Consider the following 13,986-nt stretch of genomic DNA (forward strand, 5'->3'; position numbering starts at 1 on the left):
ATTATATAGCACTTTTTTTACATTTTTGTTATCAATCGAAATCCGATATCGAAAAAACAGGTGTCGGATTGGTCAATCCACCACTCATTCCATCGCTCAATTTCTCTGTTGCAGGGCCGTTATCATGCCCCGTATAACTCATGATAACCTTGAAATCTTCAGAATTTACTACCTCTTCCTGCTTTCTTAAAGACATATTTACCGGTTTAACATCCCTTACAGGATGACTGCTCACGGCTTGACCTGGATAAAATTGTCCTTGCATATACTGCCCGTTTCCGTTCGCCTGTCCGCCCTGATATAACTGGGGTTGCATGTACTGTCCGCTATAAACAGGCTGTCTGTTCATGGCTTGACCGGGATAAAATTGTGCGGGCATGGGATTCATCCCAAAATATGCACCATTCATCATCTGTCCGGGCATCATGCCAGGTCTCAGCGGCAGATCTTTTGTTGAAATGCGCTTAACATACATGATCGCTTTTATGACCATAAACAGCTCAAGGCCGATAAATACGAGCATTGTAAGAGGATGTTCCGTCGAAAGGCAGAAATCATACAATCCGTGAAGTCCAACAGGTATCCAGAAAGCCTTCTGCGTATTGAGATTTCTCTTATCAAATCTCCCCCTGCACTCATACCCCTTTGCAAGTCCGTAATAAGCTCCCATAAATACGCCGAAAATGCAGTGTCCGGGAACCGAAAGAACCGCACGCATGAGCCCCGTCATAAATCCAAACTGGAACACGTACATAACGTTCTCGATCGTCGCAAACCCAAGAGATGCGCACACTGAATAAACGATTCCGTCAAAAGCAAAGTTAAACTCTTCATTGTTCCAGGTACACTTCTTCAAAACAAAGTATTTACCTGCTTCTTCCGCCACTCCTATAACCAGGAAATTTTCTATGAGACTATAAACAATATTCTGCTTGGGAAATACCATATCCAGAACCATTATGCCGAAATACTCAAGAAATACAGCACTGAGCGTGGAAAGAGCGCCGAAAAAGAACACTGCTGCCATAAGTCCCAGAGGCTCTTTCTCAACTTTGTCCGCCTTATAGATAATACACAACAAAACAGCTGCCGGCAAAACAGCGAGAATCGCCAAAATTATATCCATCAGAATCTATCCCCTTCCCTTAAAGCAAATGTTAAAAATAATTTTAAACCTCTTTTAAAAAAAGTATTATATTTGCACTTGAATGTCAATAATTAATCGCAGAATTATAGTATTATTATCAAAAAAATTATCATATGTAACAAATATCAGACAAAAAACCTCTTTGTCAGACTATTTCACGACAAAGAGGCTTTTTACGGCATCTTATAAAAATACAATTTACGTATTATAGTTCATATCATACTCTGCCCGCTTTTGCCATCTCCACAAACTCAACCTTGGATACGGCAGGTGACAGATAGTCGCCCAAAATGTAATCCGCATATATATCTTTCATCTTATCATAGTATTCAAAAGAATCAACTCCCGAAACAATAACGGTCTTGTTTATCTGCCTCAGCATATCCATTCTGTTCTTAAGAATTATGCCGCGCTTCGAGCCTCCCGTTGTCTCCATGAAATGTTTTATATTGACTATAACTCCGTTAAATCCGCCTAGCATATCGTATCTTACACCCAATGAGTCATTCTTGTAATTTCCCATGAATATACTGACTCCATCCTCACTTAATCTCTCTATCACATAGTCAACGGAATCCGTTTCGACATACAATACATTATCATTTATATCCAGTGCTATCTTGGAAAGATCGACATTGTACTGCTTTGCGTATTCTCTCACAACTCCCACAAGTTCTTTGCTGATAACTTTGTCAGACACCGTATGCATCATAATGAAATTGATACAATCAGCATTTTCCGCAAGCAATTCTCCCGCAAATCTTAATATCGATCCAATCATCCTGTTCTCAATTTCTTCCGCAAATCCCGACTTCTCGGCAACACTCATAAACTCCGAAAAAGACACTTCGCCAAGCACCGAATCGTCAAGATTAAGAAGTGCCTCCGCTCCACACACCTTGTTTCCCGTTTTATCAAAAAGCGGCCTGTACTTAACTTTGAAATAATTCTCGTTCATTCCGCGGACAATAGCTTTTTCAACCTCAATCTTCCTAAGAAGGAAATCAAGATCATGATCGATAAAAAGATTTTTACCAGTATCCTCGATATGAGCCTCGGACAGCATCAGAATATCTTCTTCGCTGTTAAACATATCCGGCGTTCCCGCGCACATTATGATCGCATTTATGTTCATTTGGTTATCTTCAAGGTGCCATCCCTTGTCAAACCTGTCTCTTATTGTATAAGCAAGCTTATTGCTCTCATTTTCGGTCACATCCACGCACAGAATATAAAAACATGCAACTCCGCTTATATAAACATCATACTTATCTGCAACATCAAAAAGATATTTCGATATCTGTTTTATGATCGCGTCAAAATCCGCATATCCCGTAATATTTATATATGCATCCGCATTCTCTATCCGCACGCATATAGTCCTGAAACTCCTGTTAAGAGAAATATAATTCTTGATATCCTGCAAAAGAGCCATTCTGTTATACAGTCCCGTTCCCGAATCAACCCTGTCATCATCTTTTTCAAGTATGATCATGATACCCATAAGTCCGATTGATTCACACAGGAGCTCACATGTGATCGTAGGGAAAAGAAGCTGTATAATAACTCCCATGATCGCAAGAGACAAAAAGTACACCATTGCACCCTTTTTAAGATGATTTATGCTCTTCCAGTATCTTACAAGCAAAAGAACACACAGGATAAAATAGAATGCACTCAGAATATAAGCGGCATATACTACAGGCCCCCTGTGAAACACAAGGTCTGACGAAGCAGTAAACGCAAGCTGAGTCATCGGATTTGAGAAAAGAGCCGCCTCAAGAACAAACATAGGTATCGCAAACGCAATACGAAATCTCTTTGAAAAAAGATGAAGAATACCGCATACTACGATTATGTAATACAAAAGAACCGGCATCATCAGAAAATGCGTAGCATAATAAATATATTTGCTCAGATAACACACGAAGAACTTAACGGCATACGGAAAGTCATAATTATAGGCAGTATAGGAAGCTATACCCGTGCAGGAATCAAAAAGGACAATCGAAAGAAGCGCAACCAGCAAAGTATTCTTAAGACTTTTCTTTTTCCTGATCACTATCGCGCAAAAAATACTTGTTAAACTGACTATCAGCGCAGCTATACAAAACGTAAGTCCGCCGTTTGGATTACCTTCAATCATAATATCATTCCTTTGATTCAAAAAAATTCTTAAGTGTTGCCAGCAGTTTTTCTCTGTCTATAGACTTCAAAAGATAATCGGCAGGTTTAAGAGCAAGTACCTCGGTAACGCTCTTTTTATCATTTTTCCCCGTAAGGAACATAACAGGAATTCCGCTCGAAAAAGACTCCTTCTTTAGCATCTCCATTACTTTCGGCCCGTCTATTACAGGCATATCGTAATCAAGAAGAATGAGGTCCGCCTTGTTATTTGCAAGCCACGCGACCGCCTGAGCTCCCGAGTTTGCAACGCCCACCCTGAAATCTTCTTTCAGCCATTCCCTAAGCATCTGAAGATAAGTGAAATCATCGTCAACAATAAGGACGCATTTTCGCTTCCTCTGAATGTACTCATCATCGGTAACGATAAATATTTTTCCGAGAAGTCCATCCATATCAAGCGGTCTTGTGAGCTCACATGCAATATCCTCTTTTGGTATAAATCTGTGAATGAACTTAAATGCATCATTATCGCCGATTATTATGACGATCATATTTTCTTCCATGCACAGATCCTTGAAGTATATGATCGCATCCTGATGCTCAACAAAATCCGAATCCGTATAAAGAATTGCAAGACTCGCCCCTTCTTTGTTGGCACTGATATCAGAGATCGAATACGACGATTCCGCCACAAGAAAGTGATTGTCGATCAGGCTCTTTTTTATTGCATTTACCATGAAAGTCGTGTCATTTCTTACCAGAAGAATTTTTTTATCAAACATTACTACACTCCCGTCTACAGCTCACTCTGTGCTATTTTCTCTATGCTTTCCCAGTCAAGCTTTGCAAGATAGTCTTTGATTTTTCCAATGTTGCCCATATCTTTCTCGGAAAGATTGTAATCGTTAAGCGAATCAAGTATCAGCTCCATCGTGTCATAGTTAAGTCCCTTGCAGGCTTCAACCATGCTTCCGTAAGCATCTTTCATTTCGGATTCTTTTATATCCGTCTTCTCAACCGCTTCTTCCTTTGTTTCATCGCCTGCAATTCCCGGAACTCCCGATATCTCATACTCCGCAAGAAGATATCTGTTAAGAAGCTCCGAATGATGTTCCTTGATATACATCGTATCGCCGATATTTCCGGCATTCTCAAGTTTCTCCGCAAGTTCCGATAAAACAACCGCTCCTATCGCCCTGCTCGTACTCTTTAGCGAATGCACATAGCTCGTGTAATCTTTCCAGTTCTTGTCTTCGTATGCCTTATCGATATTTGCTTTTGTAAATTCAATGGACTCGTAATACACTTTCAGGATGTTGAAATAACTCTCTTCACTTCCGCTGTTCTTAAGTCCCAGATCTGACTTAATCTGTATAAGTCCCGAAATATAATCCATAAACTCGTCATTCTCGGAATGTTCAACTTCAACCTCGCTTTTTCCTTCTTCCGTGTTGTATTCTATCTTTTCATCCGGAAGATATTTAATGAGTGCCTCCTCAAGCTTGTCGCTCTCAACGGGCTTACTCAGATAATCCGTAAATCCTTCGCTTATAAAAGATTCTTTTGCCCCGGATATCGCATTGGCCGTGAGCACGACTATCGGCGTAAAAACATTTTTGCTCTCCTCGTCTTCCCTGATAAAATGAAGTGTCTCAACGCCGTCCATTCCGGGCATTCTGTAATCAAGAAAAATAATGTCGTACTCTTTTTCTTTCTGCATCTTCAAGCACTCCACGCCACTCCTTGCGTTGTCTATATTGACAAGCGTGTTCTTGAGAAGCTCCTTTATAACCACGTGGTTTACCGGAGTATCGTCGACAACAAGGATATTGGCATCTTTTGCTGTGAACTTAACCCTGTATTTTTTGTGTATCTTGTTAAGTTCCGCTATCTTGTTCTTAAAGTTTCCGATCTTCACATCTCCCACTTTCTTCTGCGGAAGAACAATTTTAAATACGGAGCCTTTGCCATATTCACTCTCAACATCGATCGAACCGTTCATCAGCTTGAGGAGATTGTTCGTGATCGCAAGCCCCAGTCCGCTTCCTTCAATAGTTCTGTTTCTATCAACATCAAGCCTCTTAAACTTGTCGAAAAGATTCGCTATATCCTCCTGTTTGATTCCTATTCCCGTATCTATGACATCGATGAAAAGATTAACTTTATCGTCCGAAACCTCTTCCCCTCTTATCTTCAAAGTAACGCTTCCCTCAGTTGTATATTTGACAGCATTGTTAAGGACATTTACTATGATCTGCCTAAGTCTCATCTCATCGCCGCACAGACTGTCCGGAAGTTCCTCATCAACCTCAAATTTGAGATTAAGCGATTTCTGCATAGCCTTGAAATAAATCATGTTATAAGCATCATTAAGCACTGAACTAAGTTCGTAGTTCCTGTCGTTTATCTCCATATTCCCGGCTTCGATCTTAGAGAAGTCGAGAATATCATTTATAAGTGACAAAAGAGTTTTTCCCGCGCTCTCGATATTCCTTGAATATTCAAGGATTTTCTCATCCGTACACTCCCTTAATATAACCTCATTCATTCCAAGAACCGCATTGATGGGAGTTCGTATCTCATGAGACATATTTGCAAGGAAATTACTCTTTGCCTCATTTGCCGCCTTGGCCCTTCTCTCCTCCATTCTTGCAGTTTCCGTAGCTTTGAGGATGGCGATGAAATCATTCTTGCTGACAGCGCGCGAGTAATACTTACCCTGCACGTAATCTGCTTTTATGTTTTGAATACTCTCCGCATGATCTTTGGAATTTACGGCGCCCATGATGATTTTTTTGCCCGTCTGATTCATGGTCGAAAGACGGTTTTCAAGTATAAGTCTTCTCTGTGACGATGAATCCGCATAAAGCAAAAGCCCCGCATTTACCTTTATGCCTTCGAAAAGATACGACGTCGATGACTGCATTCCAAAAAAGCTTGTTCCATACTCATCCATGTAGAACCTGATTCCCATATCTCCCAGATCGGAGATTACCTGATATATCAGATTTTTGTCCGTGACCGCCGCATTCTCCGTTATGCCAAACACGATATTCTCAGGTCTTACCCCGTATCTGGAAAAGAGCTCTTTTACCTGAGAAATAAAATCTGTCTTGATGATCTGAGCCGACGTAAGTTTGATGCATATGAACTCAAGCCCCATCTCCTCTACGATTCCGCCGCCGATGAAATAAAGAACTTCTTCGATCATAAAAAGTCCGAGTTTTTCGATGGTTCCCGTCCTGTTCGCGATGGGAATAAATTCATCTTTTGATATTTCTCCGAGTTCCTTATCGTTAAACTTAAGAACAGCTTCAGCCGCACATATCGAAAGATCCGCTTTTGTATAAATAGGCTCATAGAAAACCCTGAAACTTGAACTCTCTATTCCTCTTCTTACTGCCTTTTCGACGTCCGCTTTTCTGATAACGAAATCAAGCTCTTCGCAATAGATCGGTCTTCCCTTATCGACCTCAATGTCAGTGTCCGACAAAAGAAGAAGGTTATCGAGAGTTTCGAACTTATCGGGCGAAGAAGCCTGAATGACAAGTGTCTTTAATTGCACACTGCTTCCGTCAAGCATAATGCTCGTTCCGAGTTTGTAAAAAACTTCATCTGCGATTCCTCTTGCGTAAGCACTCGTGATATCGGGGCACACAAGAAAGAAACACTCAATCCCGACGCGATATACTTCAAACTTCTTATTCACATCGCCAAGGTATCCGGCAACATTAGTAAGTATCTTTTCATAATTTTCATGGCTCGATATCTTTCTAAGGATATCGCCGTTCAAAATCTTAACGCATATGGCATTAAACGCTCTGTCATATCTGAAGTAATTTCCGACATCGGTTATAAAAGCGTTTCGATTAAGCGCCTTTGTAGAAAAATCTTTTCTGTCGTCATCGCCTTCAAGCATTATCATGATGCCCAGCGCGCCTATTGCTTCACACATAAGCTCGCATGTGATATCAGGGCGGATCATCTGAACCACCAATCCGACGAGCGTAGTTACATAAAAATATATGATCGCAATTTTCTTGAGTTTATTAAGGACAGCCCAATAGAGATACAGAACGACAAGCGAAAAGATAGTATAGAAAGCTATTATTCCATAAGCAATGTAAACGCCGCTTCTTCTTACATACGCGAGGTTATCGTCTATCCGGTAGACAATATTAAACAGCGGATTTATCAGAACCAGCAGTTCCATAAAAATAAAAGGTATGCCTAAATAAAAGCGTACCTTCCCCGTAAACTTATGCTGAACACCGCATTCCATCACTATGTAATATACAAAAATAGGCGCCATTGCAAAATGTGTAAGAAAATACACAAAAAGATTTGCATGACCAATTATAAGCTTAGTTCCAAACGTAAGCTTACTGTATTTTAGAAACTGCTCCACGATGCCGGTAAAAGCATCAATGGCGATTATCATTATGAAGGCAATGAAAAGCCAATTCTTGAGCTTTACCTTACCTCTGATGATCAGTTTATAAACAATGCACGTAACGCTGATCACTAGGGCGGATAAATTGAAGGCACTACTGCCTATCACTTCAGTACCGACCATAAAGTCACCCCGTTGCACGAAACAATCATCCGGTTACTGTCACAGGAAAAAGATCTCTATACCATCTGAGAGCTGACAGATAGGCATCGTAAATCTTTGTCATATCCATATTTCCAAGAACCATCAATCTTGAAATTTCAGTCCAGTCCGCATCTTCATATCTCTTTATGAAATTGAGCACAGGTGCGAAAGGGCCTTCATTATCAAGAAGCGCCAGCTTGACATCCTTTGGAACAAGCACCATATCAAGCGCTTCCTTCATTGTCTTGCCAAGCATTATATCTATCGCAGAAAAAAGCCCCATGATAAAGAGCTCCTGTCCCAAAAGCGACATCTCAAAGCTCTCTGCAAGATTTTCCGCGAACTTTGCTCTTATCATTACAAGCCTTGTTATCTCGGTAGGTCTGTCTGCACAAAGTTCCTTGGTCACAGCTGTATTTATCCATCTCTTTAATTCTTTCTGTCCGAGCATTGCCGTTGCATGCCTGATAGATGTGATCTCGGAATTAAGCGCCATTCGGTTTACTATCTCAAGAAGCGATATTGTAAGTGCGGGGTCTTTTCCGATAACATCCGCAGCATCCGTAAGATCAAAATCCGGTGCGTTAACGACATTAAGCAGTTCTATGTAATTCACCTTAAGGGGATTGACCTCAGTCTCAGACTCACGCACGGGCATTCTGAAGAAACCGCCCTCGTAAAGGTCGTATCCTCCGTGTGAGATGAGCATGTCGTACTGCTCCTTCGTGTCGACATTTACCGCACACAACTTTATCTTCGGGTATACTTTGCCAAAATAGATCTTGGCCTTTTCTATATCGATCTTTGCATGATTAAGCAAGATGTAATCGCACTGATTAAGAATCTCTTTATAGGGTTCAAAACTTGAAATAGGAAGTTTTCTGATAGCAAGTTTGTAACCTTGCATCTTGAGTTCCTTCACCCTCTTAACGTAATTGGGTTCGGGTGTGATACTGTTATCCATAAGGAGAACAACTTTATTTGCGGGGACCGTACACTGAAGCGAAATTTCTGCGAAAACAGAAAACTGATTGACCGGAACAAAAACTTCTTTTCCCCCGGATAACATAGACATCCCCATACTACTTACAACTTCCAGTTCATGGACTGTACCTGCACCGTCATATCGCGCGCCGCCCTCCATCTCAGGGTTCAAAAAGTGGTTTTCTTTACGCGCAAAAACAGAATATGCACAAACAGACATTTTATCATCGAACAGTGGAATTAAAGTAGCTAACATTGCCTGTCTCCTTTCTCCTCCTAAAAAGACATAATCCGCTCAATTACATTTTACCCTAAATAACGTATTTTTACCAAGTTTTTTTCTCAATTCCGTCATTTTTCATACGTGGTCTTATCGATGATATAACGTGGTCTTCCCTTGACCTCATCGTAAATCTTGGATATATAGATGCCTATGATTCCCTGACCGATCATGATCATTGCAGCCGTGAAGCATATAAGGATTATGACAGTCGTAAATCCGGGCTGATCATTGCCTATAAAGAAGTGTCTGTAAAGCGCTTCCACACTAAATCCGAGTCCGAGTATAGCGACGATCCATCCTGAGATCGTTATAAGATGAAGCGGCGCCGATGTAAATGAAGTAATATTGTTGATCGCATATTTTATGAGCGATCTCGTACTCCACTTGGATTCACCCGCTTCTCTTTCTCTTACATCATAAGTTACTTCCGTACTCTTAAATCCGATCCATGATGAAAGAGCCCTGAAAAAGGCATTCTTCTCATTCATATTAAGAAGTACGTTCATGGCCTTTCTGTCGAGGAGCTTATAATCCGAAGCTCTGGACATGTCAAAGCCTACCGCATCGCTCATGATATTGTAAAAGCTCTTTGCCGCAAATGAATGCATTGCAGACTCTTTTCCCCTGCTTGTCTTAACTCCTTCAACTATCTCATAGCCCTGCTCCCAAAGCCTGTACATCTCAACAATCTTCTCCGGCGGGTGCTGAAGATCGCAGTCAAGAACCACGCAGCAATCTCCGGTTGCCTCGGCAATACCTGCAAATACAGCAGATTCTTTTCCAAAGTTCCTTGAAAAGCAAACACCCTTAACTCTCTTATTGCGGGCAGCTTCTTCGGTTATCGCTTTCCACGTGTTATCGCTCGATCCGTCGTTAATAAAAAGAAGCTCAAAATCTATATTTTCCCCATCCAATATACCGGATATTGTTTCGGAAGTTTTTTTTATCATTTCCTCTTCATTGTATGCGGGAATTATTACAGATAGCATTAGCAAAATCCTCCAACTGACTATTACTAATTGCTAATTATAGCATATTTCACGGTTCAAAAAAACCGATTATCCAGATATACTGTAGCTTTTACTCTAGATATGCTAACGATTTTGTGATAGAATCTTTCCATTGTTCTAAAAATTTATATCCATTCTACGGAGGCATATCATGGACGCTCAGCAGTATAAGCGCGCAAACGCAAACAGTTTTTACGTAAGTATCATCACGGTTGTAACAGGAATCGTATTAACTCTGTTATCACTAATCAGCAAAGGTTTTGACATTGGAAAGGCGGTCATATTTGCCAGTGCCGTAGTCAGTTTGATCATCATCTTTATCGGTAATTTCAAGTTCTACGCAGAGAAAAAAGGTGCAGTCTTAATAATGTGCGGAGTAAGTATCTTCTACTTAACCCTTGTCCTTGCAGGAAACGATTTAGCATTTTTCGCATTCGGACTTCCAATACTCATCTGCAGCACACTCTACTCAAACGTAGCACTCTGCGGCACGGGGATCGGTATTATCTCTTTTTCTTTTATAATATCGGTCATAACAAACCTGATCACATCGGGACTTCAGAATAACATTCTGGTTCCTGCAATCGCCACACTGATACTTTCATTTGTATCATGCATGATGACGGTTTCTCTTCAGAAGAATTTCATCGATGAAAAGAGACTCGTAATGAAACAGACCGAGAAAAAGACACTTGATGTCGGAAACAACATGGCAGATATAGCAAATAAGATCACCGAATTGTTCAATGCTTCTCAGGACGATCTTGATTCACTTCAGAAGATCCTTGAATCACAGCAGTCGGGAATGCAGAACATCGCAACCAACATGGAGAACACATCTCAGTCGATCATCAAACAGGCCGAGAAAGTACAGCTTATCCAGGAAAGAACATCTACAACAGAGCAAGACAGACTCGAAATGACCGAAGCTTCAGAGAGCACTCAGACAGCAATCGAAGAAGGCATAAACGTCATTGAGGAACTTAAGATCAAGTCTCAGGACGTATCAAAAGCAAGCCAGATAACGGTTGATGCAACACAGGCAGTTATCGATAAAGTTGAGGAAGTTAAGAACATCGTAAGTTCGATCATGGCAATCTCAACACAGACCAATCTCCTTGCCCTCAACGCAAGCATCGAGGCAGCCCGTGCAGGTGAAGCAGGAAAAGGTTTCGCCGTAGTCGCAAACAATGTCCGCGAACTTGCAGCAGAGACAAACAAAGCTTCAAATGAGATTACAAATATCATCAACGAGCTTAATGAAGATGTCCAGAAAGCAATGTTCAGTATAGACGACACTGTAACTACTGTTGATAAGCAGAACAAAATGATCGAATCTGTCGGTGAGAACTTCAACAGCATAAACAACAACGTATCGGGAATGATCACACGTTTCTCTCATATCGCAGAAGGAATGAAATCAATCGCCGATTCAACAAACGAGATCAACGACAGCATCTCAACCCTCTCGGCAACAAGCCAGGAAGTTGCTTCTCTTTCACATGAAGGAGCAAAGGCATCAGATGAAGCCGCAGAGAAATTTAATGCATTTAAGAAAGTTCTTGAAGATATATCACAGCAGGCCGATAAGCTCCACAAAATGCATACTGCAAAATAAATTTTACGCCGCCACACCAAAAGTGTGACGGCGTTTTCTGATAAACTGCTAATTTGAGTATCCCTACCTTGTCAATATGAGAAAAACATCAAAATTATAAACATCTATATTTTTTGATGCTCTATAAGATTGTGTTACAGTGTTTGAAGCATCGAAACTGATACATTTCCAGATTTTTTGATGCTTTATAGCCTGTATACTTGGGGATAGAAGCATCAATTCCAGAAGTTTTCTAATTTTTTGTTGCTTACTTTACTAAAACTTCGCAGTTACAAAACTGCGAAGTTTCAGTTATTTAAAACAATCCCCATTGATCTGAGTAGCATGCCCATATTCCTTTCAATATTATTAACATTGCATCAAAAATCATCATACTATGTTTTGTTTTCCATTACAACATGCGCTTTCATTCGCTTGTTCTATCCTATATTTCACCCCTTTATTAATTATAAATTATATGTTAATATAGTATTACTTATTTTAATGCAATACTTATTAAGATAAGTGGAAAACGCAGTGCAGATGATATCCCATAACAGGATATGCAACTATTTTATTAAATTTTTATATTTTTAACACAAAATCGTTATTTTTCTGCACTTTTTTCCGATATAATAGATAGTAATAGATAATCACCCACGCGGAATTATCTGACTATTTAAGAAAGGAGTATTTAAGTATATGACAGCTACATTAGACTTTAAGAATGAAGTTCTGGACTGCATCAGAAAGGATTGTGAAAACGAGTATTATCCAGATCCCGAGAAAGTAGCTCATATCACCGGCTTACCGTTAGGGATTGTCTTTGACCTACTCATAGAACTGAAAAATCAGGGTTGTCTCGGAAAGAGATAATTCACCATGTAATGGAGAATTATGATGGAAGAAAATTCAAAAGAATAAAAGTCCTATGCTGAATACGGCATAGGACTTTTATTTATATATAATATTTATTCTTAATCAATTGAAAGATCTACTTCTTCTACTTCGGAATCAGCAGGAGCATTGCCCTCAGCTTCTGTATCAGTTTCTTCAGGCTGAGCCTCTTCCGCGTTTTCTTCCTCTGCGGGAGTTTCTTCATCTGCCGGCTGCTCTTCGTCCTCGGATGTGTCAGCCTCTGTGTTTGTCTCGGCTATTTCCTTACCGTTTGCGACGCTGTCGTAATCCTGAATTTCAGTAATTGACCAATCCTTTGAATCAGGATCTTTTGTCATTGTAAATACAAAGATATAAGTCTTCTCAGCGCTTTCCGATAATACATCCTCATATGTCTCCAAAACAAGATTTATGACGTCATTATAAGCCTGCTTTGCAATTTCAGGATCGGCATTATCAACCTTATCGGGATTTGCTTCCTTGTAAGCATCAACCTTAACTGCGATTCTTGAAGAAGCATCATCACCACCGATAACATCAAGCGGGAAGGCTGTATTTACCGAAGCAATTACAGTACCGACACCCTTCTTGACTGTAACGGATTTAATTTCATAACTTGTTATCATATTTGAAAAGCTGGTACAGAGATTATCCAATCTTTGTGCTGTTGCTTCATCGAGCTTATCTGCTTCAAAGCCCGCCTTAAGGTCATCTATAAGAAAAGTGGAATCGAAGGCTCGAACAAAATCGCCCTCCAAAACTCCCGCACTTGCATATGCTTCAATATTCTCCGTTGAACCGTTCTGTACTATTTCCAAAAACTGTTCAGCTGTTTCTGAAATCGCCTTCTTGGAAGAAGTGCATCCCGTAAGAGCAGATGTACTCATCGAAAGAACAACTATTGCAGATATTAATTTTTTTCCCAGACGCATAAATTTCTATCTCCGTACCCTATCACAATTATTGTAAAAAACAACTTTAAGTATAGCATAGATGGATAAATAATCAAAGAATATCGTAATTACGTCAGTATAGTGGTAAAATATAGATTATAGCAAATGACACGCACGCTGAAATAAGGAGGTCTTTTAGATGTTAGTTCTTTTTGGAGAAGGTGTGATCAAGGATGTATGTGCTGTTGAAGTAAAACCAATGGATATAGGCGGAGGCAAGATTGTCGGAACGCAGATAAACTTTACTCTTACAAGCGGTGACAGGCTTGAATATGTCTATGACCAGAATATCCCAATTGAAAAATCCGGTCAGAGAGCCATCGATTTCGTGCGCACGCTCTACGATAACGGAAAAGCCGATTTTTCCGGGGAGCCGGTTGAACTTATGTGA

General features: G+C 40.3%; 10 protein-coding genes. 3 read left to right on the forward strand and 7 right to left on the reverse strand.

Going from position 1 to position 13,986, the window contains the following annotated elements:
- Positions 1-31: 31 nt before the first annotated feature.
- From BLP87_RS00330 to BLP87_RS00355, 6 genes are all read right to left on the reverse strand, one after another.
- A complete protein-coding gene (locus BLP87_RS00330; protein ID WP_074460947.1) occupies positions 32-1,126 on the reverse strand; it encodes a PrsW family intramembrane metalloprotease in 1,095 nt (364 codons plus the stop codon).
- A gap of 238 nt (positions 1,127-1,364) precedes the next feature.
- On the reverse strand, positions 1,365-3,293 hold the full coding sequence (locus BLP87_RS00335; RefSeq protein WP_074460948.1) for an EAL domain-containing protein: 1,929 nt from the start codon (positions 3,291-3,293) through the stop codon (positions 1,365-1,367).
- A gap of 4 nt (positions 3,294-3,297) precedes the next feature.
- On the reverse strand, positions 3,298-4,056 hold the full coding sequence (locus tag BLP87_RS00340; protein WP_074460949.1) for a response regulator: 759 nt from the start codon (positions 4,054-4,056) through the stop codon (positions 3,298-3,300).
- A 14-nt stretch (positions 4,057-4,070) separates the two neighbouring features.
- On the reverse strand, positions 4,071-7,850 hold the full coding sequence (locus BLP87_RS00345; RefSeq protein ID WP_074460950.1) for an EAL domain-containing protein: 3,780 nt from the start codon (positions 7,848-7,850) through the stop codon (positions 4,071-4,073).
- A gap of 25 nt (positions 7,851-7,875) precedes the next feature.
- Positions 7,876-9,111: an EAL and HDOD domain-containing protein gene (locus BLP87_RS00350; RefSeq protein WP_074460951.1), complete on the reverse strand. Its 1,236-nt coding sequence runs from the start codon at positions 9,109-9,111 to the stop codon at positions 7,876-7,878.
- Positions 9,112-9,206: 95 nt separating this feature from the next.
- On the reverse strand, positions 9,207-10,127 hold the full coding sequence (locus BLP87_RS00355; protein WP_074460952.1) for a glycosyltransferase family 2 protein: 921 nt from the start codon (positions 10,125-10,127) through the stop codon (positions 9,207-9,209).
- Between the two features lie 172 nt (positions 10,128-10,299).
- On the opposite strand from BLP87_RS00355, the gene BLP87_RS00360 reads away from it, so the two are divergent.
- Together BLP87_RS00360 and BLP87_RS15930 are read left to right on the forward strand one after the other, a co-directional pair.
- A complete protein-coding gene (locus BLP87_RS00360; RefSeq protein ID WP_074460953.1) occupies positions 10,300-11,766 on the forward strand; it encodes a methyl-accepting chemotaxis protein in 1,467 nt (488 codons plus the stop codon).
- A gap of 681 nt (positions 11,767-12,447) precedes the next feature.
- Positions 12,448-12,621, forward strand: coding sequence for a hypothetical protein (locus BLP87_RS15930; RefSeq protein WP_176756577.1), 174 nt, complete (start codon positions 12,448-12,450; stop codon positions 12,619-12,621).
- 101 nt (positions 12,622-12,722) lie between these two features.
- Here the strand turns inward: BLP87_RS15930 and BLP87_RS00365 are convergent, their stop codons facing one another.
- On the reverse strand, positions 12,723-13,574 hold the full coding sequence (locus tag BLP87_RS00365; RefSeq protein ID WP_074460954.1) for a hypothetical protein: 852 nt from the start codon (positions 13,572-13,574) through the stop codon (positions 12,723-12,725).
- Between the two features lie 160 nt (positions 13,575-13,734).
- Between BLP87_RS00365 and BLP87_RS00370 the strand changes: the two genes are divergently transcribed.
- Positions 13,735-13,986, forward strand: a complete 252-nt coding sequence (locus BLP87_RS00370; protein ID WP_074460955.1) for a hypothetical protein — start codon at positions 13,735-13,737, stop codon at positions 13,984-13,986.

Source organism: Butyrivibrio hungatei (genome assembly GCF_900101605.1).
GTDB lineage: Bacteria > Bacillota > Clostridia > Lachnospirales > Lachnospiraceae > Butyrivibrio > Butyrivibrio hungatei_B.